The organism is Kineosporia succinea, assembly GCF_030811555.1.
Taxonomy (GTDB): domain Bacteria; phylum Actinomycetota; class Actinomycetes; order Actinomycetales; family Kineosporiaceae; genus Kineosporia; species Kineosporia succinea.
Map to the genome: position 1 here is coordinate 2,602,267 of NZ_JAUSQZ010000001.1, position 25,878 is coordinate 2,628,144.

The 25,878-nt window shown below is 68.8% G+C and carries 24 protein-coding genes; 9 read left to right on the forward strand and 15 right to left on the reverse strand.

Annotated features, from left to right (window positions below; genetic code table 11):
- Nucleotides 1–3: 3 nt before the first annotated feature.
- The 9 genes from fliF to J2S57_RS11350 all read right to left on the reverse strand — a co-directional run bounded on the left by fliF (nt 4) and on the right by J2S57_RS11350 (nt 7,903).
- Entirely contained in the window at nt 4–1,605 is a 1,602-nt protein-coding gene (gene fliF / locus J2S57_RS11310; RefSeq protein WP_307241364.1) for a flagellar basal-body MS-ring/collar protein FliF, read from the reverse strand.
- A complete protein-coding gene (fliE, locus tag J2S57_RS11315; RefSeq protein WP_307241366.1) occupies nt 1,605–2,003 on the reverse strand; it encodes a flagellar hook-basal body complex protein FliE in 399 nt (132 codons plus the stop codon). The genes fliF and fliE overlap by 1 nt, the downstream gene beginning before the upstream one ends.
- A gap of 1 nt (nt 2,004) precedes the next feature.
- Entirely contained in the window at nt 2,005–2,403 is a 399-nt protein-coding gene (gene flgC, locus J2S57_RS11320) for a flagellar basal body rod protein FlgC (protein WP_307241368.1), read from the reverse strand.
- A 1-nt stretch (nt 2,404) separates the two neighbouring features.
- On the reverse strand, nt 2,405–2,761 hold the full coding sequence (locus J2S57_RS11325; protein WP_307241370.1) for a flagellar basal body rod protein FlgB: 357 nt from the start codon (nt 2,759–2,761) through the stop codon (nt 2,405–2,407).
- A 449-nt stretch (nt 2,762–3,210) separates the two neighbouring features.
- The gene (locus tag J2S57_RS11330) at nt 3,211–3,543 is read right to left on the reverse strand and encodes a hypothetical protein (RefSeq protein WP_307241372.1); all 333 of its coding nucleotides are present in this window, start codon (nt 3,541–3,543) and stop codon (nt 3,211–3,213) included.
- A 6-nt stretch (nt 3,544–3,549) separates the two neighbouring features.
- Nucleotides 3,550–3,948 carry a flagellar export chaperone FliS gene (locus tag J2S57_RS11335; RefSeq protein WP_307241374.1) on the reverse strand — a complete coding sequence of 133 codons (399 nt, stop codon included), beginning with the start codon at nt 3,946–3,948 and terminating at the stop codon, nt 3,550–3,552.
- Between the two features lie 92 nt (nt 3,949–4,040).
- On the reverse strand, nt 4,041–5,912 hold the full coding sequence (fliD, locus tag J2S57_RS11340) for a flagellar filament capping protein FliD (RefSeq protein ID WP_307241376.1): 1,872 nt from the start codon (nt 5,910–5,912) through the stop codon (nt 4,041–4,043).
- Nucleotides 5,913–6,053: 141 nt separating this feature from the next.
- The gene (locus tag J2S57_RS11345) at nt 6,054–6,884 is read right to left on the reverse strand and encodes a flagellin N-terminal helical domain-containing protein (RefSeq protein ID WP_307241378.1); all 831 of its coding nucleotides are present in this window, start codon (nt 6,882–6,884) and stop codon (nt 6,054–6,056) included.
- Nucleotides 6,885–6,988: 104 nt separating this feature from the next.
- Nucleotides 6,989–7,903, reverse strand: a complete 915-nt coding sequence (locus J2S57_RS11350; protein ID WP_307241380.1) for a sigma-70 family RNA polymerase sigma factor — start codon at nt 7,901–7,903, stop codon at nt 6,989–6,991.
- Between the two features lie 325 nt (nt 7,904–8,228).
- On the opposite strand from J2S57_RS11350, the gene J2S57_RS11355 reads away from it, so the two are divergent.
- The 5 genes from J2S57_RS11355 to csrA all read left to right on the forward strand — a co-directional run bounded on the left by J2S57_RS11355 (nt 8,229) and on the right by csrA (nt 12,330).
- Nucleotides 8,229–8,726 carry a flagellar protein FlgN gene (locus J2S57_RS11355; protein ID WP_307241382.1) on the forward strand — a complete coding sequence of 166 codons (498 nt, stop codon included), beginning with the start codon at nt 8,229–8,231 and terminating at the stop codon, nt 8,724–8,726.
- Between the two features lie 4 nt (nt 8,727–8,730).
- A complete protein-coding gene (gene flgK, locus J2S57_RS11360; protein ID WP_307241384.1) occupies nt 8,731–10,152 on the forward strand; it encodes a flagellar hook-associated protein FlgK in 1,422 nt (473 codons plus the stop codon).
- Between the two features lie 4 nt (nt 10,153–10,156).
- Nucleotides 10,157–11,014 (forward strand): flagellin N-terminal helical domain-containing protein, encoded by an 858-nt coding sequence (locus tag J2S57_RS11365; RefSeq protein WP_307241386.1) that lies wholly within the window; start codon nt 10,157–10,159, stop codon nt 11,012–11,014.
- 113 nt (nt 11,015–11,127) lie between these two features.
- The gene (locus J2S57_RS11370; protein WP_307241389.1) at nt 11,128–11,598 is read left to right on the forward strand and encodes a flagellar assembly protein FliW; all 471 of its coding nucleotides are present in this window, start codon (nt 11,128–11,130) and stop codon (nt 11,596–11,598) included.
- A 102-nt stretch (nt 11,599–11,700) separates the two neighbouring features.
- On the forward strand, nt 11,701–12,330 hold the full coding sequence (gene csrA, locus J2S57_RS11375) for a carbon storage regulator CsrA (protein WP_307241391.1): 630 nt from the start codon (nt 11,701–11,703) through the stop codon (nt 12,328–12,330).
- Nucleotides 12,331–12,458: 128 nt separating this feature from the next.
- On the opposite strand, the gene J2S57_RS11380 is transcribed toward csrA, so the two are convergent.
- Together J2S57_RS11380 and J2S57_RS11385 are read right to left on the reverse strand one after the other, a co-directional pair.
- A complete protein-coding gene (locus J2S57_RS11380) occupies nt 12,459–14,705 on the reverse strand; it encodes a heterodisulfide reductase-related iron-sulfur binding cluster (protein ID WP_307241393.1) in 2,247 nt (748 codons plus the stop codon).
- Nucleotides 14,706–14,777: 72 nt separating this feature from the next.
- Entirely contained in the window at nt 14,778–16,262 is a 1,485-nt protein-coding gene (locus tag J2S57_RS11385) for a carboxyl transferase domain-containing protein (RefSeq protein WP_307241395.1), read from the reverse strand.
- Between the two features lie 435 nt (nt 16,263–16,697).
- Between J2S57_RS11385 and J2S57_RS11390 the strand changes: the two genes are divergently transcribed.
- Nucleotides 16,698–17,873: a hypothetical protein gene (locus J2S57_RS11390; protein ID WP_307241397.1), complete on the forward strand. Its 1,176-nt coding sequence runs from the start codon at nt 16,698–16,700 to the stop codon at nt 17,871–17,873.
- 100 nt (nt 17,874–17,973) lie between these two features.
- Here J2S57_RS11390 and J2S57_RS11395 read toward each other — a convergent pair whose 3' ends face one another.
- Nucleotides 17,974–18,201, reverse strand: coding sequence for a hypothetical protein (locus J2S57_RS11395; RefSeq protein WP_307241400.1), 228 nt, complete (start codon nt 18,199–18,201; stop codon nt 17,974–17,976).
- A gap of 270 nt (nt 18,202–18,471) precedes the next feature.
- Between J2S57_RS11395 and J2S57_RS11400 the strand changes: the two genes are divergently transcribed.
- Nucleotides 18,472–19,656, forward strand: a complete 1,185-nt coding sequence (locus tag J2S57_RS11400; protein WP_307241402.1) for a damage-control phosphatase ARMT1 family protein — start codon at nt 18,472–18,474, stop codon at nt 19,654–19,656.
- Here J2S57_RS11400 and J2S57_RS11405 read toward each other — a convergent pair.
- The gene (locus J2S57_RS11405; RefSeq protein ID WP_307241405.1) at nt 19,647–20,483 is read right to left on the reverse strand and encodes a helix-turn-helix domain-containing protein; all 837 of its coding nucleotides are present in this window, start codon (nt 20,481–20,483) and stop codon (nt 19,647–19,649) included. The genes J2S57_RS11400 and J2S57_RS11405 overlap by 10 nt on opposite strands.
- A 101-nt stretch (nt 20,484–20,584) precedes the next feature.
- On the opposite strand from J2S57_RS11405, the gene J2S57_RS11410 reads away from it, so the two are divergent.
- Nucleotides 20,585–21,265 (forward strand): SDR family NAD(P)-dependent oxidoreductase, encoded by a 681-nt coding sequence (locus tag J2S57_RS11410; RefSeq protein WP_307241407.1) that lies wholly within the window; start codon nt 20,585–20,587, stop codon nt 21,263–21,265.
- Between the two features lie 324 nt (nt 21,266–21,589).
- Here J2S57_RS11410 and J2S57_RS11415 read toward each other — a convergent pair whose 3' ends face one another.
- Complete coding sequence (locus tag J2S57_RS11415) at nt 21,590–22,282, reverse strand: response regulator (protein ID WP_307241410.1); 693 nt, start codon at nt 22,280–22,282, stop codon at nt 21,590–21,592.
- Nucleotides 22,279–23,982: a sensor histidine kinase gene (locus J2S57_RS11420; RefSeq protein ID WP_307241412.1), complete on the reverse strand. Its 1,704-nt coding sequence runs from the start codon at nt 23,980–23,982 to the stop codon at nt 22,279–22,281. Before J2S57_RS11420 ends, J2S57_RS11415 begins: the two co-directional genes overlap by 4 nt.
- Before the next feature lie 131 nt (nt 23,983–24,113).
- Here J2S57_RS11420 and J2S57_RS11425 point away from each other — a divergent pair, with 131 nt between their 5' ends.
- Entirely contained in the window at nt 24,114–25,508 is a 1,395-nt protein-coding gene (locus tag J2S57_RS11425; protein ID WP_307241415.1) for a cation:dicarboxylate symporter family transporter, read from the forward strand.
- Nucleotides 25,509–25,878 lie beyond the last annotated feature (370 nt).

Consider the following 25,878-nt stretch of genomic DNA (forward strand, 5'->3'; position numbering starts at 1 on the left):
TCGCTACTTCCGATCTGCCAGCCAGCCCTGGAGCATCGCGGCGACGTCGTCGGGCTGGTTGTCGACCATCGCGGAGACCTCGTCGCGCATGCGGTCGCGGGACAGGTCCGCTTCCTGGGCCAGCGCGAGCTGCTGGTTGCCGGCGATCGCCTGGGGCGAGAGCAGCATGTTGTCGGGCAGGTCGGAGGCGGTGGCCTCGACCCGGGCCTCTTCCTCCTCGAGCTGCTTCTTCTTGCGACGGCGCATGAAGACCAGCAGCGCGATGATCACCAGGAGCACCAGGCCGATCTGCTTGGCCAGGTTCAGGTAGGTCGCGGTGCGCTCGGCGCTGGCCTGGTCGGCCAGGGCCTTGGTGGCCGCGTCGGCCGCCGTGGTGTCGAACGGCAGCTGGCTCACCTGCACGCTGTCACCGCGGGCGGGGTCCAGGCCGAGAGCGGCCGAGACCAGCGACGAAGCCGTGTTGGCGGTCAGCCCGGCGGCCTGCACCTTGCTGTTCAGCACGACCGCGACGGTCATCCGTTCCACCTTCCCCGGGGCCGAGTTGACCTGCTCCACGCTCTGGTTCACCGCGTTGTTCACGGTCTGCTGGGTGCGCTGGTAGGAGCCGGTGCCCCCGGCGGAGCTGAGCGGTGTCGGCAGGGTCTGGCCCAGCGTTCCGCCGGCGGCCGCACCGTTGCCGTTGTACTGCTCGTTCACGGTGGCGTCGTTCAGCGGGAGCGGGGTCGGCGTCGTCATCGTGTAGATCTTGTTGGTCGCCTGCTTCTCGTCGAAGTTCAGTGACGCGTTGACCTGGACCTTCGAGTTGTTCGGCCCGACCACGGCGTTCAGCACGTCTTCGACCGCGGTGTTCATCCGCTTCTCGAAAGCCGCTGTCTGCGTGTCGGTCTTGCCGGCGTCGTTGGCCGCCCCGGCGGTGCCGCCGCTGCCGCTGGAGAGCAGGTTTCCGCTCTGGTCGGTGACCGTCACCTTGTCGGGGCTCAGATTCGCGACCGAGCCGCCGACCAGGTTGGTGATCGAGGTGACCTGGCTGTCGGTCAGCTCCATGCCGGTACGGAGCTTGAGAAGGACCGAGGCGGTGGGGTTCTGGTCGTCGTCGGTGAAGACGCTCTGCTCCGGGATGGCGAGCTGCACGACCGCGTTCTCCACCCCGTCCATGGCCTCGAGGGTCTTGGACAGCTCACCCGAGAGCGCGCGCTGGTAGGCGACGTTCTGCTGGAACTCGGTGGCCGTGATGCCCTGCTCGTCGAGCAGCGACCAGCCGTCCTTGCTGCTGTCGGTGCTGCCGTCGAGGCCGGCCGCGGCGAGCTTGATCCGCTCGGAGTAGACCTGTTCCTTCGGCACGAGGATCGCCGACCCCTGGTCGGCGAGCTTGTACGGCACGCCGTCGGTGTCGAGCTGTTCGGTGATCGCGCTGGCGTCCTCACCGGACAGGCCGCCGTACAACGGCGTCCAGTCCGGCTGCGAGAGATAGCGGCTGAGGAAGTATCCCCCCAGCAGCAGGCCGAGGACCGCCACGATCACGACGGCGCGCTGCCCGGCGGTGAAGCCGTTGGCAAAGGTGCGGGCCCGCGTGGTGATCGTCTTGGCGTTGAACTGAGGACTCATTAAAGCTGCATCCCCATGATCTGCTGGAACGACTCAAGCGCCTTGTTCCGGAGCGTGGTCGTGAGTTCGACGGCGGTCTGCGCCTCGACCGAGGCGATCACGTAGTCGTGAACGTCGTCGAGATCGCCGGTGGCTGCGCTGATCGCCTTGTTCTGGGCAGTGGTGTCGAGGTTCTCGACGCTCTGCAGGCCCTCGCCCAGCATGGTGCCGAACGACTTGCCCCGAGCGGCCGCGGCATTGTCCGTGGTGTCCGCGGAAATGCCGGGGATGGCGATGTCCTCGATGCTCCCGACGTCGGAAGTGCTCAGCCCGGAAGCCATCTGGCTGTAGAGCTGATCGATCGAGATCATCTGGCTGGGGTCGGCGGCGCCGACCGCGGAGACGGGTCCGATGCTCATGTCAGCTACGTCCCATCTGGATCGCGGCCTGGTAGGCGGCCCGCACCCGGTCGAGGTTGGCGGTGTTCGCCTGGTAACCGCGCTGCGCCATCACCATCTGGGTCATCTGGTCGCCCATGTCGATGTCGGGCTGACGCACGTAACCCTGGGCGTCGGCGTAGGGGTGCTCGGGGTCGTAGACCAGGCGGCCCTGGGCGTCGCCGAGTTCCACGCCGGCGACCCGCACGCCCGCTCCGGTGCTGCCGTTCTCCACGGCCTGGGCGATGACGTACCGCGCCTGGAAGGCGTCCTCGTTGCTGGGACGCACCGTGTTCACGTTCGCGATGTTGTCCGAGACGGCGTCCATCCAGTTCTGGTGGACATACATGCCGCTGCCGGAGATGTCGAGGGAATCAAACATGTCAGTTGCTCCTGATCGCCGCACGCAGCAGGCTGAATCGGTCGCCGGTGGCGCGCAGCGCCAGCTCGTAGCTCATCTCGGTCTTGACGCTGTCGACCGTGGCCTGGTTCAGGTCGACGTTGTTGCCGGTGAGATTGCCCGCGGCGCCGGAGTACTCGACGGTGGGGGTGACGACCTGGGTCGGGTCGTCGCCGTTCCACAGTGCCTGCTTCAGCTGACCCTCGAAATTGACCGAGCGCGCCCGGTAGTACGGGGTGTTGACGTTGGCGATGTCGTCGCTCAGGGCTTTCTGCCGCTGGGACAGACCGTCCAGTGCGGAGTGCAGCGCAGTGATCGACACGTCGTCGAGCATGGACATGGTGAACGTCGCCCTTCCCGGTAGCTCACGGGCACAATCGTCAGATGGCTGGTGCGCCGGTCCGTGGCGCGAGGGGAGCAGTCCGTGCTCAGATCCAGGCTTCGACGCGGACTGAGCCGGTCTTGAGGGATGCTCCGTTCCTGTGAACGTCGTTCATCCGAAAGTACTAGCCCGTCTTGAGATTCGCGGCGCAATGCCGGACGCGTCCGGATACGGGGGATTTCGGGTGGGCCGCCCGGGTGCGGGCCGAACCGGTGAACGGCGGTCAGAGGCGCGAACCGGCCCGGGGCGACCACCGGCCCGGGTGAGGAGGCCCGCCCGGGCGACCACCACGTCCTCAGGCACCGAAACCCTTCAAGCACCGAAACCGACGGGCACCGAGACCTGGCAGGTCCCAAACGCCGAAGGCACGGCCGCCCGTGAGGACAGCCGTGCCGTGAAAAGCGTGATCAGCCGTTGATGTCGAGGGTGGAGCCCATGCGGGCCTCCGAGACCCGGTTGAACGTGGGCCGGATCCGGGAGATCTCGGCGCGGAACTCCTCGCGCAGGAACCGGGCCCGGAACTCGAGCTCGGTCACCCAGCGCTGCAGCTCCTCGGAGCGCTGCCGGAAGGCCTCCGGCGGCCGGCCGTCGGGCGGGGGGACGACCTTGAGGGCGAACACGTCGTGCCGGCCGAGCGCGACCTCGAAGTCGTGCATCGAGCGCTCGACCTCGTCGAAGTAGCGGTTCCAGGCGGACGTGGCCTCCTGGTTCGCCGCCCGGACCGAATCCGTGGTGGTCATCAGGGCTCAGCCCACCGGGGACGGGCTGGACGCGGCCTCGAGGGTGAGCGCCTGCTTCCAGGTGTCACGCAACGGCTCGAGCATCTCGCGGACCGCCAGGATGCGTTCGGGGGCCGGGGGGATCCGGCTGCTGTTGAGCTCGCTGACCATCCAGAGGTACAGGGCCTTGAGACCCTCGCCCTCCGGCCAGGCCGTGGTGTCCAGGCTGCTCCACAGCTCCAGGAGGATCTCCTGGGCGTGCTGGATGCGGCTTCCGACGGCGGCATGGTCGTTGGTCCGCATCGCCGCCTCGGCCACCGCGAGATCACCGATCAGGCGGTCGTAGAGCATCGTCAGCAGGCGTTGCGGGGAGGCCGTGTGAGCGGTGTCGTCCGCGTAGCGCGACCGGGCCAGTCCGTTCGGCATTCGTGATCCTTACTCTCGCAGGCGTCTCGTCGGCCAAAGCGGTTCCGCAGGGCCCGTGACCGGAAGGTTCCGGTACGGGCCCTGCGGCACGATCAGCTGGACGAGGAGCTGCTGCTGTTGAAGAAGCTCGTGAGCGAGCTCTGCTGTGCCTTCAGCGAGGAGAGCGAGGTCTCCATCGCGGTGAACTTCGCGGTGATGCTGGTGCGGTAGGCCTCGAGCCGGTCGGTCCAGGCGTCGATCTGCGTCTGCAGATCCTTCACCTGGGCCTTGGCCGTGGTCTGGGCCTGCACCAGGCTGCCGGTCTGCGAGTCGCTCATCTGGGTGAAGAGCGACCCGAACTGCTGGGCCAGACCGGGCTTGTAGGTGATGTCACCGATGTTGCCGACGGCCGTGCTGGTCACCTGCACCGAGAGGCCGGCGGCCGGGTCGTCGGAGTCGACCGGCACGGAGAGGATGTTTCCGATACCGGTTGCCTCGACACCGTTGATGGTGCCCTTGATGTCGGCGCCCTCCTCCTTCTGCGTGGAGGTGCCGTAGGTGGCGCCGCCCGCGGTCTCGGTCTGGGTGACCGAGAAGGAGCCCGCCGAGCCCGGGTTCGTGGCGGTGAAGGTGATGCCGCCGCCCGAGCTGTCCGCGCTGGCGGTGATGCCCATGCCCTGCTGGGCCAGCATGGTGTTGAGCTTGGCGGCCGCGTCGACGTTGGACTCGTTCGCCGGGATGTCGTACTTGACCGTGGTGGTGCCGCGCAGCAGCGCCACCGTGCGGCCGACGACACCGGAGTTGGGCGGGATGACCTGCCACTGCTCGGCCTTCGCCTGCGAGGTCACGTTGACGCCGTAGGTGCCGGCCTGGGTGGCGGCGGTGGCGTTGGTGTAGGTCGCGCTGGCCGCGGTGCCCGAGGCGGCCGCGAACGACGAGCTGGCACCGTACTTCGCCATCGTGCCGGCCGGGTCGGACTTGTAGGCCGTGTCGAACGTGGTCTTGTCGAACTGCAGCTGGCCGCCCGAGGTCACCGACAGGCCGGGGGCGTTCAGGCCGGCGACGGTGCTCAGGATCTGCTGCGATAGCTGCCGCACGGTGCTGTCACCGAGCAGCGGCCCGCCCTTCTTGGAACTGGCGTCCCAGGCGGTGTTCGACGAGATCGAGCTCAGCAGGTTGTTGATGTTGGTGACGACGCCGGAGATCTGGTCGCTCACCTTGGTGGTGTCGACGGCGCTCTTGACCGTGACGCCCGACTCGACCTTGCTGACGGTGAACGACAGGCCCTGGGCGACGTCGGTGAAGGTGTTGGTCGACGAGGTGATGTCGTAACCGGTGGCCGGGTCACCGACGCGGATCTTGGCGTCGGTGCCGGTGGTCAGAGGCACCATCGCGCCGCTGGCCCCGGAGAAGCCGGAGAGCCCGGCGACGGTGAAGCTGGACGCGGAACCGGTGGTCGTGGAGGAGATCTGGAGCCGGTACGTGCCGGGGGAGGTCTGCACGGCCGACGCGGTGACGCCGGCGTTGGAGCTGTTGATGGCCGAGACCACCTCGCTCAGCGTGCCGGTGCCGACGTTGATCGAGGTCTTGGTGCCGTTCTTGTCCAGCTCGATGGTTCCGGAGGCGGCGACGTTCGCCCCGAGCGAGGAGACCGAGCCGTCCGAGATGACCGAGTGGGCGGCGGCGACCGCCGTCACGTCGAAGGTGAGCGAGTTCGCCACGCTGCCGGTCGCCGTCGCCGAGACGGAGGTCGAGCTCGACGTGGCCGAGGTGGTCGCCCAGCCGTCGGTCTTGGCCAGCGTGCTCATCTGGGTGACCAGTGAGCCGATGCTGCTCAGCATCGAGCTGTAGGCGCTGACGGCGCTGTTCTGCTCGGTCTGGCGCGTCTTCAGCAGGGTCTGGGAGTTTCCCTGGACCGCGACCAGCTGGTTGATGATGTCGGTGGTCTGTAAGCCAGAGGCGAGGCCTCCGAGAGTTAATGCCATGGCTGTGCTCTTCCTGTACGCACGATGACGGCGGGGGCTTGTGAAGATGGGCCGGGCACACCCGTGAGTGCTGCCCGGCCCACCGTCACGATGCGAAACGAGAACCGGGTGGTGGCTTCTCAGTCACCACCCGGCCCTTGATCACTGCAGCAGCTTCAGAATGCTCTGCGGCTGCTGGTTGGCCTGCGCCAGCATGGCGGTGCCCGCCTGCGACAGGATCTGCGCCTGCGTGAAGCTGACCATCTCGGAGGCCATGTCGGTGTCCTGGATACGCGCGTTGGAGGCCGTGAGGTTCTCCACCGAGACGTTCAGGTTGTTCACCGTGTGCTGGAACCGGTTCTGGTAGGCACCGAGGGTCGCCCGGGTGGTGGACACGGTCTCCAGGGCAGCGTCGATCGAGTCGATCGCAGCCTGGGCCGCGGCCGTGTCCGTCAGAGCGGCATCGGTGATGGCCAGACCGTCCGTGCTCATGGCCGTACCGGTCAGGTCGGCGGTGATCCGGTCGTTGTCGGTGTTGTTCGCCCCGATCTGGAAGGTACCGGTGTAGGTGCCGTCCAGAAGGTTCTGACCGTTGAAGTTGGTCGTCTGGGAGATACGGTTGATTTCCGACTGGAGCTGGGCGAATTCAGTCTGCGAGGCGGCCTGGGCGTTGGCGCCCTGCGAGCCACCGGACGAAGCCTGAACGGCCAGGTTACGCATACGCTGCAGGATCGCCTGCGTCTCGTTGAGCGCTCCGTCAGCGGTCTGGACAACGCTGATGGCATCCTGAGCGTTACGGACTGCAACGGAAAGACCGCCGATCTGCGACTGCAGACCCTGAGAGATCGCCAGGCCGGCCGCGTCGTCAGCCGCCTTGTTGATGCGGTAACCACTGGACAGCTTCTCGAGGGAGCTGCTCTGGCTGGTCTGAGTCGCGCTCAGGTTCCGGTAGGCGTTGAGGGCGGCAACGTTGCTGGTCACGTAGAGACCCATGGAGTCCTCCTTGGTCGGGTCGATTTCCGATCCATCCGTGGACCGGGACAGCATCCTCATCGGCGGGGAGGCTGTGGTCATGAAGGGTTTTCAGCGAGAAAAGTTCAGAGCCGGGCGTCGACGTCGGAGTTCGCCGACAGGTAGCGGCCCACGTCCACGCGCCGCTTCACCGTGGAACGGCGCGCGACCGCGTCCACGTACGCGTCCCGGCGCCGGCCCCGCGCGCCCTGCGAGGGATTGGTGACGGCGCCCGCGCCCGCCTTGGCGTCGGCCTCGAGCAGACGGGACAGGGCCTCCCGCAACAGTTCCAGGCCCTCGGCGCGCAGCTGCGAGACCCGGGACTGGGTCACGTTGAGCTCGGTCGCCAGCTCGGTGAGCGGACGGCTCTCCAGGTAGTACCCGCTGACCACCTTGCGCAGGCGGTCGGGCAACTCGGCGATGGCGTCGCGCAGATACCCCACGCGTTCGGCCGCGACCAGGGCGTCCTCCGGCTGGGGGGCCGGATCGCGCAGTGTCGCCGCCAGTCCCTCTCCCTCGGGGGTGAAGGAGTCGAGGGACAGCAGGGAAGCCCGGTCCTGACCGCCGCGGATCTCGCCGATCTCGCTCTCGGTCAGACCCGAGGCGGCCGCGAGTTCACTGTCGACCGGGGTACGCCCGAGGGCCACGGTCAGCGCCTCGGAGGTCGCGGCCAGGGCCCGGGCCCGGCTGCGCAGCGAACGGGTCGCCCAGTCGCGCTGCCGCATCTGGTCGATCATCGCGCCGCGGATGCGGGTGTTGGCGAACCGCGCGAACGGTACGCCCAGGCTGGGGTCGAACGATTGCGCCGCCTGCACGAGGGCGAGCGCGCCGGCGCCGGTGAGGTCGTCGGAGTCCAGGTGCCGCGGTAGGCGTGAGGAGGTCTCCCTGGCGATGTAACCCACCAGGGGCAGGTGCTCACGAACCAGGGCCTCCACCTCTGCCGCCGAACGGGGGGAGGCGGTCTTCCCGGACGTCGGGGGGGAGTTCAGAAGATCGGCCACGGTTGCTCTTCGACCGCTGGGTGCCCCGGCTCGACCGCCGTGCAGGGGTTTTCCGGGTTTGCATCCGGATGGAGCAACTACGCCCGGACGGGTGAGACCGGATCGGCCCTCAGGGCTCAGGTCGGCGCCCCGGATGCCGACAGGCTTGACAGGCCACTTCGTCGCAGGGGGCCTCGTGCGGTGTGAACGGAAGCCGCCGCACGGATGAATGCCACGACGCATCGGTCAGCATCCCGGTGCTCGCGCCGATCGAATGACCGGAGAACGCCTCCGGTGCCCAAGGACCTGAACTTACCGCCGTCGGAACCCCTTTGGAGATCACCCGATGAGCCTTCCCGATCTCGCCGCCGTGCTCTGGCGACAGCGAGAACTGATCGAGCGGCTCTGTTACCGCCTGGAGTGCGAGCAGCTTCTGCTCGCCGCGGGCCGGATGAACAGAATTGCGTTCGCCGTGTCCGAGGTGGAGACGGTCGTCGAGGACCTGCAGGTGCTGGAACTCCAGCGCGGCGCCGCGGCCGACCGGGCCGCCGTCGAGCTGGGCCTGCCCGCCGGCAGCGGTCTGTCCGACCTCGCCGCGGCCGCCCAGCCGCCGTGGACCGGCGTGCTCCTGGAGCACCGGGCCGCCCTGATCGCCCTGACCGCCGAGCTGCACGCTCTCGCGGACGCCAACAAGACCATGATCAGCAGCGGCATGGCGCTGGTCGAGGCCGCAATGAACTCTCTCGGTTCGCTCGTCCCGCAGCAGGCGGTGGGGTACGACGCGACCGGCCATGCCGACTCAGTTGCCGGGCGTCTGCCCGCCGTCATCGATCGGGTGCTGTGATCACATGAGTTTCAACATCCTGGGCAACGGACTGACCGGGTTGCAGGCGTCTCAGCAGGCGCTGAATGTGATCAGCCAGAACATCGCCAATGCCAGCACACCGGGATACGTGCGCCAGCGCGCCATCCTGGAGAGCCAGCAGACCGCGCCGGGCGCGGCGAACGTCTACACCGGTAACAGCACCCAGTTCATGGGTGTCGCCGTCACCGGGGTGGAGCGCATCGCCAGCGCCTTCAAGCAGGCCGCGCTCAACAGCGCCATCGGCAAGCAGGAGGCGCTGTCGGCGCAGGCCGCCCCGCTGGACAACGTCCAGGGGCTGCTGCAGGAGCCCGGCACCACCGGTTTCGCGAGCCAGCTCAACCAGTTCTACACGTCCTGGTCGAACCTCGGGAACGCGCCCACGACGGGCACTTCCGACGGTGGCGCGGTGATCAACGGTGCCGCCGCCGGCGTGGTGATCCAGCAGGCGAACACCCTCGCCTCCTCGCTCAACACCCTGTCGCAGGGCGTGGCCTCGGAGTACGGCAACCAGTACGCCAACCTGACCGGCGTCGTCGACCAGGTCAACGCCGCCGTGCAGAAGGTCGCGCAGCTCAACCAGCAGATCCTGCAGGGCCAGGGCTCCGGCTCCAACGTCAACTCCCTGCTCGACCAGCGTGACCAGGCGGCCACCGAGATCGTGCGGCTGACCGGCGCCACGGCGGTCACCGACGACGAGGGCGTGATGCAGGTCGCGGTCTCGGGCGTGACCCTGGTGCAGGGCAACGCCTTCAACACGGTGTCGATCACCGGTTCGCCCACCATCGACGACAACCCGGACAACCCGGTCTCGCTGATGGTCGGCACGGTCAAGGCCGTGCCCTCGGGCGGCCAGGCCGCCGGCGTGCTCTCGGCCCTGAACACCGATCTGCCCCGGATCAGCGACACTCTCGACACCGTGGCCAACGGCCTGCGGGACGCCGTGAACTCCGTGCACACCTCGGGTTACACGCTCGCCGGTACTCCGGGTGGGGAGTTCTTCACCGGAGAAGGCGCCCGGGGGCTCACGGTGGCGGTGGGTTCGGCCGATGAACTGGCCATCTCGTCGGTGTCGAGTGCCTCGACGGACGGGAGCAACGCGCAGAAGATCGGCCGCCTCGTCGACGCGGCGGCGGCCTCGGCGGCCCTGAACGGGGCCACCGCCCCGCAGACGGTCTACACCTCGATGGTGACCCAGATCGGTACCCAGCTGCAGGGTCTCAACACCGCGATCGACTCCCAGGCCGGGATCGTCGCGACGGCCCAGTCGGCCGTGGACTCCGAGTCAGGCGTCGACCTGAACGAGGAACTCACCAACATGATCCTCTTCCAGCGGTCCTTCCAGGCGAACTCCCGGGTGATCTCGGCCGCCGACGAAATGCTCCAGTCTCTGATCGGAATGGTGTGACGACATGGCTAGGGTGACCACGCTCGGCCAGGTGAACCAGTCGCTGGCCGCGCTTCAGGCCAGTCAGACGGCGGCCTCGCGTCTGCAGGAGCAGGCGGCCAGCGGCAAGCGCATCAACAAGGCGAGCGACGACCCGCAGGGTGCCGCCATCTCGATGCAGCTGCGCGACCGGCAGGCGGCGAACACGCAGTACGCCCGCAACGGTGACTTCGCCAACGGCCAGCTCTCCACGGTCGACAGCACGCTGCAGTCGATCGTCACCCGGTTCAACCAGGTGCGCAGCAACGTGATCGCGACGACCACCACCACGAACCAGCAGTCGCGCACCGCGCTCGCCGCCCAGGTCGAGCAGATCAAGGGCGAGCTGCAGGGCCTGTACAACACCCAGTACCAGGGGCGGTCCGTCTTCGGCGGTACCTCACCCCTCGGAGCGGTCGACGCCTCCGGGGCCTACGTCGGTGACGGCAACCCGGTGACGGTGCAGCTCAACGCATCGTCCACCGTGCGCGTCGACGTCGACGGGGCCACGATCGGGGCCGGCGACTTCAGCGCTCTGCTCGACGAGATCTCGGCCGGTATCGAGAACGGTGACGCCGCCGACAGTCTCGCCGCTCTGGACTCGCTGATCAACAGCGTGATCACCGCCAACGGCAACGTCGGCGCGGTCCAGAACCGGGTCACCTCGAGCCAGACCGCGATCACGGCGCAGAACGCCGACCTGACCGTCTCGCTCGCCGAGAACGAGGACGTCGACTACGCCGAGGTCCTCACCAAGTTCTCGTCCCAGCAGGTGGCCTACCAGGCCGCCCTGGGCGTGACGGCACGCATCAACCAGACGTCCCTCCTCGATTTCCTGAAGTAACGGTCGAGATGCGTGCAGGAGGCGCGCATCCCGACTGAAGGGTCCGTGCCCGGGTGTCCCGGGCACGGACCCGTGACCAAGGTGCGTGCAACCGTGCGCACCGGAGCCAAGAGGTGACCCGTTCCGGCGGGTCACCAGGATGGGGTGACAGGTCCATGCATCCTGCTCTTCTCACCAACGCCAATTCCGGGACGGCGAGCACCGAAGTCCCCGAGATCAACTTCATCCGTCCGATTCCCGGGTTCAGCGATCTGCGGCACTTCGCGCTGGCCCGGCTCGACGACAGGGAGACGCTGATCTCGGAACTGAGGAGCCTGGAGCGCCCGGAGGTACGGTTCGTCGTCACGACGCCGGCGATCTTCTTCAGCGACTACGTGGTCCAGCTCGACGATCAGGACTGCGAACAGCTGGGGCTGGAGTCGGCCGCCGACGCGTTGATCCTGACCGTCCTGACCCCGGGTCAGGACGCGAAGTCGACGACGGCGAACCTTTTGGCACCCATGGTGATCAACGCCCGGACCCGGGCTGCGGCCCAGGTCATCCTCACGGGTTCGGACTGGCCGGTACGCGCGCCACTGGGTTGATCGGTGCTTACTATCCGCTAGCCTCTCCTCACGGCCTGAAGTCGGCCGTGGTCGCGGCCCCTTGCTGATCGCGATCCAACGGGGTCCAGGGAGGGAGCCGCGGTGCTGGTACTGACACGCCGAGCAGGCGAGAGCATCGTGATCGGGGACGACGTGCGAGTCGTGGTCCTCGACGTGCGAGGAGACACCGTCCGCCTCGGGATCGAGGCCCCGCGCAGCATTCAGGTGCACCGCGCGGAGGTCTACGCCGAGGTTCAGGCCGCCAACGCGGCCGCGGCGGCCTCCGGGGAGAGTCTTGAGGAAGTGGCCGAGAGGCTGCGCCGCATGGCTCGCCCGGTGGTCCCTCGCCCGACCGCGCCGCATCGTCAGCAGGGCGAACGGCGGGGTGGGTCCGGGCGCTCGACGCCCAAGCCCGGTCCGCCGGGCGCACGACCGGGCCAGACCGGTCAGGCGCCCCAGCAGGCTCAGCCGGCGGATGTGGCACCGAACGACCAGTCCGACCAGAACCACCGTGTCCAGCCGTCTTCCGAGGCGGCGGGGCAGCCGGTACCCGGCGCGGATTCGCGCCCGGTGCCGGCACCTCCGGCCCGGGATGCCGGTGTGGGTACGCTCCGGGCTCCGGCGCGGCCCCTTCCGGCCCCACCGCGGTCGGGTGCGCCGAAACCCGGTCCGCTCGGGCCGATCCCGCGGCCCGGTGTGCCTTCCGAGGAGACCGAGTCCGACAGCGTCTAGGTCATCTCGCGGGAGCAGGGCCCGGTCTGGTTCGCCAGGCCGGGCCCTTCTTCTCGTTCTGAAAGTCCTGTGAAACACCGATGGTGGACGTCCCGGTCACCTCGACCGGAACGTCCACCATCGGTGTTTCAGGACTCCTGGGGCTCCTTGCCGCGCTGCACCGCCGCGAGCAGCATCTGCGCCACGTCGAGCACCTGCACCTCCTCGCGGGCCTGCCCCTGCGACTGCTGGGCGGTCAGCCCGTCGGAGAGCATGACCCGGCAGAACGGGCAGCCCACCGCGATGGTGTCGGCGCCGGTCGCGACCGCCTCGGCGGTGCGGGTGACATTGATGCGCTGACCGAGCTTCTCCTCCATCCACATCCGGGCCCCGCCGGCGCCGCAGCAGAACGCCCGCTCCTGGTTGCGGGGCATCTCGCGCAGCTCGATCCCGGGCAGTGAGCCGATCAGCTCACGCGGCGGTTCGTAGATGCCGTTGTGCCGCCCGATGTAGCAGGGGTCGTGGTAGGTCGCTGCACTGGTACTGCCCCCTTCGACCGGGGCGACGGGAGTCAGCTTCTTGTCCCGCACCAGGCGGTTGAGCAACTGCGTGTGATGGACGACCTCGTAGGTGCCGCCCAGCTGCGGGTACTCGTTCTGGATGGTGTTGAAGCAGTGGGCGCAGGAGACCACGATCTTGGTCGCCTTGGACTCGTTGAGCACCTCGACGTTCTGACTGGCCAGCTGCTGGAAGAGGAACTCGTTGCCGGACCGGCGGGCCGAGTCACCGGTGCAGGCCTCGCCGTCGCCCAGCACCGCGAAGTCCACGCCGGCCTCGTTGAGCAGCTCGGCGATGGCCACGGTGGTCTTCTTCTGCCGGTCCTCGTAGGCGCCTGCGCAGCCGACCCAGAACAGGTACTCGACCTCGGTCAGGTCTTCGATGTCGGAGCCGACCTGCTTGACCTCGAACGACAGGCCCTTGGCCCAGTCCATGCGCAGCCGGGGTTTCAGGCCCCACGGGTTGCCGTTCTTCTCGAGGTTCTTGAACAGGCCGTTCAGCTCGTTGGGGAAGGCCGACTCGATCAGCACCTGGTAGCGGCGCATGTCGACGATGTGGTCGACGTGCTCGATGTCGACCGGGCACTGCTCCACGCAGGCGCCGCAGGTGACGCACGACCAGAGCACGTCGGGGTCGATGATGCCTGAATCGGCGTTGTAGGCGGCCAGAGGGTTGTCCTCGTAGCCGGTCTCACCGATGAGGGGGCGCTCGGCGATGCTCGCGGCCGGTGCCAGCGACTCGTCCTTGCGGGCCTCCTCGGACGCCAGCAGCCACGGTGCCTTGGCGTAGGCGTGGTCGCGCAGCGCCATGATCATCATCTTCGGCGAGAGCGGCTTGTCGGTGTTCCAGGCCGGGCACTGCGACTGACAACGACCGCACTCGGTGCAGGTGCTGAAGTCGAGCAGGCCCTTCCAGGTGAAGTTCTCGATCTTGCCCACGCCCAGCGCGGCGTCTTCGTCGAGCTCGTCGACGTTCTCGAAGTCGAGCACCTCGCCCTTGATCGAGATGGGCTGCAGAGGGCCGAGGCTCGTGGTGCTGCCGGTTCGGCCCTCGCCGATGCGCAGGGCCGTGGGGTTGCGCTTGAACCAGATGTTGGGGAAGGCGAGGAACCGGTGCCAGGCCACGCCCATGGTGTTGTTGAGGCCGATGGTGATGGCCCAGGACATCGAGATCGCGATCTTGATCCCGGCGACGAGCACGATCAGGTTCTCGAGCGTGCCCTCCGACAGCCCCTCGAAGGCCCGGCCCAGGATCTGGCCGAAGGGGAAGTGCAGAGCCGTCGCGTGCGCCTCGTCCACCAGGGCGTACTCGAGGCTGCGCAGCAGCAGCACGCAGATCAGCACGCCGAGGATGATCGCCTCGACGAAGTAGGCCTGCCAGAAGGTGGAACCGAAGAACCGCGAGCGGCGGCCCTCGCTGCGCGGATGCTGCTTCTGCCGCAGCGCGATCAGGTACACGATGCCGATCGCGCCGACCACGGTGATGCCCTCGACCGCCCACTCGTAGGGCGGGAACGAGCCGATCAGCCAGAGCGTGATGTGCGGGTCGAAGATCTGCCCGTAGGCCACGACCAGGGTGCTGAACAGCAGGCCGAAGCTGACCATGGTGAACCAGTGCGCGATCGCGACGACCGGCAGCCGGGCCATCCGGGTGTGCCCGAGGAACTCCCTCACCAGCACCCGGGTGCGCGCGACGGGGTCGCCGGCACGTGATCGATCGGGCTCACCGAGCCGGATGACCTGCACGAACTGGTTCACGGCCCGCGTCAGCAGCGCGACCCCGGCCGCGGTCATGGCGAGGCTCACCACGACGACCGCGATCTGGAGGGGAGTGTTCATGACTGAAGTTTCGCAGTCACCGGTGGCGGCCCTGCATCGACCCGGCGTGGCGCATCTCATTCATCGCCGGGTTCACCCGCTCTGATCAGCGATCCCGATGCTCCGGTAGCGCGCCAGACGGGTCGCCGGGCGGTCGGTGGTGCCGATCGCGGCGCGCAGCTCGCGCTGGAGTGCCGCCCCGATCCGCCGCAGGAAGACCTCAGCGTCCTCGTCCGCGTACTCCGGCACCACCACGTCGACGATCCCGTCGTGCAGCAGGTCACGGGCACGGACGCGCTGGGCCCCGGCGATCTCGGCGGCGCGGGTGGGCGTGCGGTACAGAATCTCCGAGGCCCCCTCGGGCGGCAGCGGCGAGACCCAGCCGTTCTCGGCGGCGATCACCCGGTCGGCCGGGAGCAGGGCCAGAGCCATGCCACCCGCGCCCTGGCCGAGCAGCAGGCAGACCGTGGGCGCGGCCAGCATCGTGAGGTCGGCCAGGGAGCGGGCGATCTCGCCGGACAGGCCGCCCTCCTCCGCCTCCCGCGACAGCGCGGCCCCGGCGGTGTCGACGATCGAGACCAGCGGCAGGCCGAGCTCGGCGGCCAGGCGCATGCCCCGCCGCGCCTCGCGCAGCCCGGCCGGGCCGATCGGCACCCCCGCGCCGGCCCGCCGGTCGTGTCCCAGCACCACGCAGCCGGTGTCCCCGAACCGGGCCAGCGCCAGCAGCATCGCCGGGTCGGCCTCCCCCTCGCCGGTGCCGTTCAGCGGCACCACGCTGGTCGCGGCGACCTGCAGCAACTCCCGGGCCCCGGGCCGGCCGGGCGCCCGCGAGGCGGTGATCGAGTCCCAGGCCGGGCGGTCGGGCAGCTCCACCGGCTCCGGGGCGGGCCCGGGCTCCGGGCCGGGACGGCTGCCGATCACGTCGAGCGTGTCGATCACCAGCGTGCGCAGCTCGTCCGGCCCGACCACGGCATCGATCAGGCCGTGCCGGAACAGGTTCTCCGCGGTCTGCACGTCGCGCGGGAACGGCTCCCCGTTGAGCGCCTCGAACACCCGGGGCCCGAGGAAACCGATCAGCGCCCCGGGCTCGGCCGCGCAGACGTGCCCGAGCATGCCCCACGAGGCCAGCACCCCGCCCATGGTCGGGTTCCGCAGGTAGACCAGGTACGGCAGACCCGCCGCCCGGTGCGCGGCGACCGCGGCCGAGATCTTGACCATCTGCAGGAAGGCGACCGTGCCCTCCTGCATCCGGGTGCCACCCGAGGCCGGGGAGGCGATCAGCGGCAGACCGCGCTCGCGGGCCCGGTCGGCGGCGGCCACGAAGCGCTCGGCGGTGGCCACCCCGATCGACCCGCCGAGGAAGGCGAAGTCCCCGATCACGAGCGCGACCGGACGCCCGGCCAGCGTCCCCTCGCCGGTGATGATCGACTCGTCCAGACCGCTGCGTTCCCGGGCGCGAGCGAGTGACGCGGCGTACTCTTCGCTTACCGGTGCGTAGCGTTGGTGGTCGACCGGTGTGTCCCACGACCGCCAGCTTCCTGGGTCCAGAGTCCGCGCGATCAGGTCCCGGGCATTCATGCCACCAGTCTGCAGGCGCACTGCACCGTGATCTATCCGGGTGAATGTGGCGAACGAAACGTATCCGGCGCTCGTTATGAGTTCTCGTCAGGAGTGTTCGGGTGCTGGAACGAGATTCGCCTCCCCGGGGCCGAACCGGGTTCAACGGCAGCACTTCCGGCCGGGATACAGAAAAATCAGCGAACCGATGCAACGCGGGCGGGGCGAACCAGCGTCTGCAGGCCGTTGCGCCCCGGCTTTCGGTGGCGTGACGGACATGTCCACGAGGAGCAACGATCCAGTTTCAGCATTAGCCCGACAGGCGGTAACTGTGCTGGACCTGTGCATCCGTCCGATACGGTCGAGTAAGAACTGCGTGCTTCCGGTCCGCCGGAGGCACCGGGACCATCCGGTCGGCGAGGGGCCGAGACCGGACCTACAGCAAGGGGTGGGGTAGTGACCACGCGTTCCAAAGTCATGGCATTCGCGGGCTTCGGCCTGGCGGCCGCGGTCGGAATCAGCGGCTGCGGATCGAGTTCGGACTCGGCCGAGGGCGAGAGCGGCTCGGGCACCAGCGCCGGCACTCCGAAGGAGAAGGTCTCCGCCGCGTTCCAGAGCCTGAACAACTCCTCCAGCGCGGGCTTCACGCTCAAGCTGGACAGCTCCGCGGCTGACCTCGAGAAGATCAGCGCCGCGCAGGACTCGTCCGAGCAGATGGACGCGTCCGACAAGAAGACCATCGAGGAGATCCTCAAGGGCAAGGTCACGATGAACGTGACCGCTCCCGAGGGCAAGACGTTCGCCGACGCCGCCAAGGCGCAGGCCTCCGCGTCGTCCGAAGACCTCCTCAAAGACCCGGCCGCCTTCGAGGCCGCGCTGAAGAACTCCGGTTCCGTGGCCACGTCGGTCGTGTACGAAGACGCCGGCCTGGTCGAGTTCGTCAGCAAGGACGGCGTGTTCTACCTGCGCGCCGACGCCGACAAGATCGCCACCCTGTCCGGGCAGAACCTGAGCAGCGTCACCGGCTCGCTCGGCGCGCTCCCGCCGGTCATCGCCACGCCCGCCGAGAAGCTCCTCGGTGGCGAGTGGGTCTCCCTCGACCTGGTGAAGACCATGAACATCCTCGACAAGAACGGTCTTCTCGACCAGCTGTCGCAGGAGCAGGGCACGGCCGCCAGCGCCGCTGCGGTCGACCCGGCCAAGGTGCAGAAGCTCGTCACCTCGCTGCAGGCCTCCTACGAGGCCGACTCGCAGGTCACCGAGGTCGACGGTGGCTACCAGGTGTCGGTGCCCTACGAGAAGACCGCCGACGCGATCAACGACGACCTGGTCGCCCTGGTCGGCGCCGACGAGGTGGCCGATCTCCGCAAGGAGCTCAAGGAAGCCCCGAACGAGAACCTGACCTTCACGGTCCGGGTCGACGGCGACAAGCTCTCGGGCATCAACATCGACCTGAAGCAGTTCCTGAAGAAGCCGGTCGAAGACGCCACCTTCGCGATCGACCTGGCCGTCGACGCCGAGTCCAGCGAGGTCCAGGTGCCCAGCGGCGCCACGGCCGTCGACATCGAGGGTCTGTTCAACCTCATCCCGGCCGACAGCCTGGCCGGTCTGACCAGCGGCTCCGGTCTCTGATCAGCTGAACTGAACGCACGCTGGGCCGGAACCCTCAGGGGTTCCGGCCCGGCGGTGTTTTGGTCCCGGCGGTGTTTTGGTCCCGGTGGTGTTTGCGGTTTCAGAGGGGATGCCGGTCGGCGAAGTCGACCAGGAACACCCAGAGCCCGATGATCTCCCCGCACACCGCCACCAGCGCCACCATGGTCTGGACGGCGCGGTTCTGGCCGGGCAGCAGCACCCGGGCGAGCTTGCGGTTGAACTTCCAGAGCTTGTCCCAGAGCCAGTTCACCAGGTCGACGAAGACGAAGAACGTGTCCCGCACGAGCCGGCCGGTCGCGTCAATCATGGAAGTCCTCTTCCTGCCCACGTCGGTGCTCACCGCAGCTCCTTCCGGTCGCTCACCAGGTGACTCATTCTGGGCACCGGTCGGTGGCGGCCGGGATGCACCGGCACTGTCGGGCAACTGCGTGATGGTGGACGTGGTGGTGGCGGGGAGCGCCCGGGATCAGTTCGGGTGCCGGTCGGCGGGAGCGGGTGTGCGCCATGCGGCCATTGTCGCAATCCACCGTTTCATACCGAAGGGCTGACGCGAGTGCGTTCCTGAGAGGCTGGTCCCATGGATCTGGAACGGCTGACCGCACCCGGCGACCCGAGCCTCACCGCTCCCGTGATCACCTCGACCGACGGGTTTCCGCGCAGCGTGCTGCGGGATCGCCATCCGGAACTGCTGGCCCGGGTGCTCGACGGCGTGCCGTACCCGCCGGAGATCCGGCTGGCCGTGAACGGGCTGCTCCACGAGATCGAGGGCCCGATCCTGCCGCTGTCCGACACCCATGGTGATGCGGCGCTGTGGGCCGAGTGGGCGGCGCCCTACCTGGGGCGCAGCTGGTACGAGGTGCCGTTCCTGTGGGCCGAGAACTACTTCTACCGCAAGCTGCTCGCGGCCACCGGCTGGTTCGGGCCCGGCCCCTGGCAGGCTGTGGACCCGTTCGGCCCGCAGAAAGACGCCGAGCTGGCGGGAGACGCGGTGGGCGCCGAACTGGAGGCGCTGGCCGCCCTGGGGGAGCTGGCCGGGGAGGAGCGGCTCGACTCGCTCGTGCTCTCCGCGCTCTGGGGCAACCGGGCCGACCTCGGGTTCGCGCTGCAGCGACCGGGGGCTGACGGCCGGGCCCGCACGGCCCTGCTCGTCGACGACCGGGCCGCCCTCTTCCCGCTGCTGACCGATGCCGACCGGATCGTCCTGATCACGGATAATGTCGGGCGCGAGCTGCTGCCCGATTTGGTGCTGGCTGACACGCTTTTGGTGGGCCGATCAGGCGTTACTGCTTGGTTGCACGTGAAACCGAGCCCATACTTCACCTCCGACGCGATGCCCATCGACGTGCTCAAGACCGTGCAGCGGCTGGTCGACGGACCGCCCGCCGCATCCGAACTGGGCCTGAGGCTGCGGCAATTCCTGTCCGAGGGCCGTCTGAACATCGTGACGCACCCGTTCTACGTCGCGCCGCTCACCTACCCCCAGGCCCCGGCGGATCTCGTGAAGCATTACGCCGAGGCCGATCTCACGGTGCTCAAGGGAGACCTCAACTACCGCAGGCTCATCGGCGACGCGGAATGGCCGGCTACGACCCCGTTCGAGGCGGTGACGGGTTACTGGCCCGGTCACGTCGCGGCCCTGCGCACTCTGAAGTCGGACGTGCTGGTCGGGTTGGACGCCTCCCGGCTCACGGAGCTGGACGCGTCGGGGGAGAAGTGGCGCACGAGCGGTGATTACGCGGTGATCCAGGTGCGTCAGGCCTGAATCGTCTGCAGGCCGATCACGCGGAGGAGCGCCAGTTTGCCGGCGGCCTCGCTGCCGGGTGCCGCGGTCATCACCACGATGATCAGGTCGCCCGGCCCGCCCGTGAGCACGTCGCAGTCCAGTTCGAGGTCGCCCACCTGGGGATGATGCACGGTCTTGCGACTGACGCGCAGTTCGGTGACGGAAGCTTCGGCCCAGCGCCGCCGGAACTCCTCCGACGCCCGGGTGAGCTCTTCGATCAGGTCGGTGACCTCGGGGTCGTCCGGGTACCGGCCGGCCACGGTGCGCAGGTGCCCGACCAGGTCGCGAGCGAACGCCTCCTCGAGCTCGGGCGAGTGCGTGACCGTGCGGTCGGGGGCTCCCGCGTAGTAGCGCCAGATCATGTTGCGGGCGAACCCCGACCGGGCTGACGGGTCCCCGAACAGCCCGGCCCAGGCCGGGTTCCAGTGGACGAGCTCGTAGGCGGCGGTGTGGACACCCACCGGGACGTCGCCCAGGCGGTCGACGATGCGTTGCACACCGGGAGACAGGTGCCGGGGCACCCGGCCGCGGCTGGGCAGCGGGGCTCCGGCGGCCCGGAACAGGTGATCACGTTCGTGGTCGTCGAGGCGCAGCGCCCGGGCGAGGGCGCTGAGCAGCTGTGCGGAGGGGTGACGGGCCCGGCCCTGCTCGAGGCGGACGACGTAGTCGACGCTCACCCCGGCCAGGAGAGCCAGCTCCTCCCGGCGCAGCCCGGAGGCACGGCGGTTGAGGCCGGCGGGCAGGCCGACCTGCTCGGGGGTCACCCGGTCCCGCCAGGCCCGCAGAACCTGCGCGAACTCGTCCATGACTCCATGGTGCCCGTGGTCGGGCCGGTCCGGGTGGTACTGCCAGACCCACCGTCAGGGGGTGCCTGGTGGTGAGACGGCCCGCGTCCCACATTCTCTGCATGACCACAACACTGGTGACCGGTGCCAACCGGAGTCTCGGCCTCGAGACCGCCCGCCGTCTGGTGGCCGCGGGCCACACCGTCTACGCCGGGATGCGTGACCTGGCCTCGGGAGCCGATGCCCGTGAGGCCGGGGCGATCCCGATCCAGCTCGACGTGACCGACCCCGCGAGCGTGGCCGCCGCCCTGGCCGCGCTGCCCGCGCTCGACGTGCTCGTGAACAACGCCGGGATCCTGGGAACCTCGTTCGGGGTGGACGATCTCGACGTCGACGCGCTCGTGCCGGTGTTCGACGTGAACGTGGCCGGTATCGTGCGCGTCACCCAGGCCGCACTGCCCCTGCTGCGCGGCTCGGTGAACCCGGTGATCGTGAACGTGGCTTCGACCGTGGGCTGGCCACGCAGTCTGCGGGACCCGGACGACGTCTGCTTCCACGTGCCCGGAATCCCCTACGCCGCCTCGAAAGCCGCGGTGATCGCGCTGACCGTGCAGTACGCCAAGGGGCTGCCCGAATTCCGGGTCAACGCCTCGGATCCCGGCTACACCGCCACGGAGTTCAACGGGTTCAGCGGGCCGCAGACGATGCTCGAGGGCACGGACGCGACGGTGGCGCTGGCCCTGATCGACAAGGACGGCCCCAGCGGCGAGTTTCACGACCGGAACGGGGCGATCACCTACTAGGGCCTGTCTCTGGGCCTCCTGCGGGGCGTTCGTGACGCCGTTGTGGACAAGAATGAACGCGACGCTGGACGGCACTCGGGCCGAACTGCTCAGGCTGCGTCAATGGCCGGGGGCTCCTGGCTCCTGGTCCGGTGGCCATCGGGATCGGCGAAATCGAAACCGTTGCTTTCGATTATCGATAATCGAAAGCAACGGTTTCCACCGCACCGCCCACGTGGCTGGAGCTCCGGCGTCTCCCCGGACCCCGCGAGGACCCCGCGAGGACCCCGCGAGGACCCCGCGAGGACCCCGCGAGGACCCCGCGAGGACCCCGCGAGTCGCGGGTCAGGGGGCGCCGCGCCAGCGGTACTCGATCTCCGGTCGGCCGGCTCCGCCGTACCGGGATCCCCGGGCCGCGAGGCCGGTCTCGACCAGGTACTCCAGGTATCGGCGCACCCCGACCCGCGACATCCCCACCGCCTCGGCCGCGCCCAGCGCCGTCAGCGCGTTCTCGGATGCACGCAGCGTCCCGATCACCCGTTCCAGGGACTCCGGGCTCATGCCCTTCGGGAGCTGCTGGTCGGTCGAACCGCCACGCAGGTCACCGAGCAGGCGGTCCACCGAGCGCTGGTCGATCTCACCGCCCGACGCCGAGGCCTGGTTCACCTGCTGCCGGAACTCGGCGTAGCTGGTCAGGCGGTCCCGCAGCGTCGCGAAGGTGAAGGGCTTGAGCAGGTACTGGGCCACGCCGTTGGCGACGGCACCTCGCACGATCGTCAGGTCACGCGCCGAGGTGACCGCGATGACGTCGGCCTCCACGCCCCGCGCCCGCATGATCCGGTGCACCTCCAAGCCGTGCAGGTCGGGCAGGTTCATGTCCAGCAGCACGAGATCGACCTGCTGGTGCGTCACCTCGTGCAGCGCGGCGGCCCCGGTGCGGGCCACACCGACCACCGTGAACTGGGGCAACCGGCGCACGTACTCGGCGTGCGCGCGGGCGGCCAGCTCGTCGTCCTCGACTACCAGCGTGCGGATCACAGCGGAAACCTGACCTCGAAAACCGTTTCGGAAAGCGACTCGTCGCGGTGCAGCGCGATCGTGCCGTGGTTCCGTTCGACCGACTGCCGCACCAGCGCCAGGCCCAGCCCGCGCCCCGACCCCGTCTTCACCGCGGTGCCGTTCAGGCCGAACTTCGCCCCGGACGCGTCCACCTGCTTCGTCGACCAGCCGCGTTCGAAGATCAGCTCCGGATCGGCCACTGGCGGACCGGAATTGCCCACGCGAAGCCGCAGTTCGGAGCCGCCGGGGGTGCCGGGACCCCCGGAGTCCGAGCCCGACGCCGGGGGGACCTCCCCAGGCCGAAGGGCCAGGGGGACCGCCGTTGAATGCACGTAGGCCTCGACCGACACCCGGCGCTCCTCGGGCGCCCCCGTCAGCGTCGCCTCGAAGGCGTTGTCGATCAGGTTGCCCAGCACCGTGAGCAGGTCACGCGACGGGAGGACGCCGTCGGGCACCTCGAGATCTCCGGGGAACTCCAGCCGGATACCCCGTTCGGCCGCCTCCGCGGCCTTGCCCAGCAGCAGCGCCGCCACCACCGGCTCCTGGGCCTGGCTGATCACCCGGTCGGTGAGCTCCTGCACCCCGGCCAGCTCGGACGTGGCGAACTCGAGCGCCCGGTCGGTCTCGCCGAGCTCGATCATGGTGATCACCGAGTGCAGCCGGTTCGCGGACTCGTGGGCCTGCGACCGCAGCGACTCGGTCAGGCTCTTGGTCTGGCTCAGCTCGTCGGACAGCGCGACCAGGTCGGTGTGGTCGCGCAGGGTCACGACGCTGCCGAGCACGCGTCCGTTCCACCGCGCCGGGGACTGACTGACCACCAGCACACCCTCGCGGGTCAGCTGCAGTTCGTCGACCTGGGTGCCGCCGCGCTGCAGGGCCTCCATCAGACCGGCCGGCAACGGCAGGTCGGCCAGACGCTGCCCGATGACCGAGGCCGACAGCCCGAGCAGCCGCATCGCCTCGTCGTTCATCAGCTGCACCCGCCCGGCCGGGTCGATGATCAGCAGCCCCTCACGCACGGCGTGCAGCACGCCCTCGTAGAACTCGAACATCCGGGTCAGCTCGGCCTGCCCCATACCCAGCGTCTGCCGCTCGAGGCGCCGGCCGAGGCCGTAGGCCGTGCCCGCGCCGGCCAGCAGCACCACGGCCCCGGCGATGAACAGAGGCGGCAGCTGCTCCTTCGTCAGTTCACCGACGTTGTCGATCGTGACGCCCACGGCGACCAGCGCGATCACTCGCCCCGACGCGTCCTCGATCGGTGCCACTGCCCTGACCGAGGGGCCGAGGGTGCCCGTGTAGGTCTCGGTGAAGGCGTGACCGGCGCGGGCCTGATCGGTGTGGCCGAGGAACTGCTTGCCGATGAGGGACGCGTTGGTGTGGGTGTAGCGGATGCCGCCGGGTGTCATGACGGTGATGAAGTCGGTGTTCGTGGCCTGCCGCAGGCGTTCGGTGTAGGGCTGCAGACGGGCCGACGGGTCGTCGGTCTCCAGCGCCGCGTGCACGCTGGGCTCGATCGAGATGGTCTGCGCGAGGGCGAGCATCTCGTGCGCGGTGGCGTCGCGAACCTGGTCGTGGGTCTGGATGTAGGCCGCGACCACGGTCGATCCGACCAGCAGCACGACGGCGGCCACGACCAGGCCGAAGGCCTGACGGGCCACGCTCCAGTGCCGGGGGTCCATAGCCACAGTCTGCCGATCCCATTCGCTAACTCAATGAACGAAAGCGCGACCAGCGCTCGAAGGACGGGCAACCTGCCGCTAGTGGCGTAGTTCACAGCACGACACCTCATTCGATGACGCAGGAGGCGGCCATGTCGCAGACCCAGGCACCCGAGGCACCAAAGCGCCGAGATCGCACGCATTTCCTCTACATAGCGGTGATCGCGGCCGTCGTCGCCGGTGCGATCGTCGGCCTGGTCTTCCCCGACTTCGGCGCCGACCTCAAGCCTCTGGGCACCGGCTTCGTGGCCCTGATCAAGATGATGATCTCGCCGATCATCTTCTGCACGATCGTCCTGGGTGTCGGCTCGATCCGGGAGGCCGCGAAGGTCGGCAAGGTCGGTGGCCTGACCCTGGCCTACTTCATCACGATGTCGACGATCGCCCTGATCGTGGGCCTGGTCGTGGGCAACTTCCTGCACCCGGGTTCCGGTCTGGACCTGAGCGGGCTGGAGGGCTCGGGCGCGGCCGCCGCCGGCAGCACCGAGGCCGAGACCACCACCGACTTCATCCTGGGCATCATCCCCACCACCATCGTCTCGGCCCTGACCGAGGGCGAGGTGCTGCAGACGCTGCTCGTGGCCCTGCTCGTCGGCTTCGCCGTGCAGCAGCTGGGCTCGACCGGCCAGTCGGTGCTCAACGCGGTCAGCGTGATCCAGAAGCTGGTCTTCCGGGTGCTGAGCATGATCATGTGGCTCGCCCCGGTCGGTGCCTTCGGCGCGATCGCGGCGGTGGTCGGCGCGACCGGCACGGACGCCCTGGTCAGCCTGGCCCGGATCATGTTCGCCTTCTACATCACCTGCGCGATCTTCGTGTTCGTGTTCCTCGGCCTGCTGCTGCGGGTGACCACCGGGATCAACATCTTCTCGCTGCTCAAGTACCTGGGCCGGGAGTTCCTGCTGATCGTGTCCACGTCCTCGTCCGAGTCGGCCCTGCCGCGGCTCATCGCGAAGATGGAGCACCTGGGCGTCTCCAAGCCGGTCGTGGGCATCACCGTTCCCACCGGCTACTCGTTCAACCTGGACGGCACGGCCATCTACCTGACCATGGCGTCGCTGTTCATCGCCGAGGCGCTGGGTGACCCGCTGAGCATCGGTGAGCAGTTCGCGCTGCTGGGCTTCATGATCATCGCCTCGAAGGGTGCGGCGGGGGTGACCGGCGCCGGCATCGCGACCCTGGCCGGTGGCCTGCAGTCGCACCGCCCCGACCTGGTCGACGGCGTCGGCCTGATCGTCGGCATCGACCGGTTCATGTCCGAGGCCCGCGCTGTCACCAACTTCGCGGGCAACGCCGTCGCGACCGTCATCATCGGCACCTGGGTCGGCGAGTTCGACAAGGAGACGGCGCTGCGCACCTTCCGCGGCGAGAACCCGTTCGACGAGCAGACTCTCGTGGACGACCACGGCGCCCCGGTGGTTCACGGCGGCGAAAGTGCTGCAACCAAGGACGTTTCGGTGACCGATCAGTCGGCGAAGGTTTCCGTCTGAGTCGGTTTCGACTGACGGAAGGGCCGGAGGGGATGAATCCTCTCCGGCCCTTCCTCTTTGGGCACTCCTGGGGCACATGGGCCAAACGGTCCAGTTGAGCCCGGGGTGAAGGGTTGCTCTTTGGATTGGAGTAGAGCGTCGCTCTTGTCCGGTTCGTACCGTGCTTGTCATGGGACGCAGATTCAACTCTCCCCCCGGGTGGCCGGAGCCCCCGCGGGACTGGCTGCCGCCGCGGGGGTGGCAACCGCAACCGCAATGGCCGACCCCGCCGTTCGGGTGGCAGTACTTCGTCGATGAGCCGACGGGGGACGACCGGACCGGTTCGGGGGTGACGTCACCGGATCGGGTCTCACGGGGGTGGACCCGATCC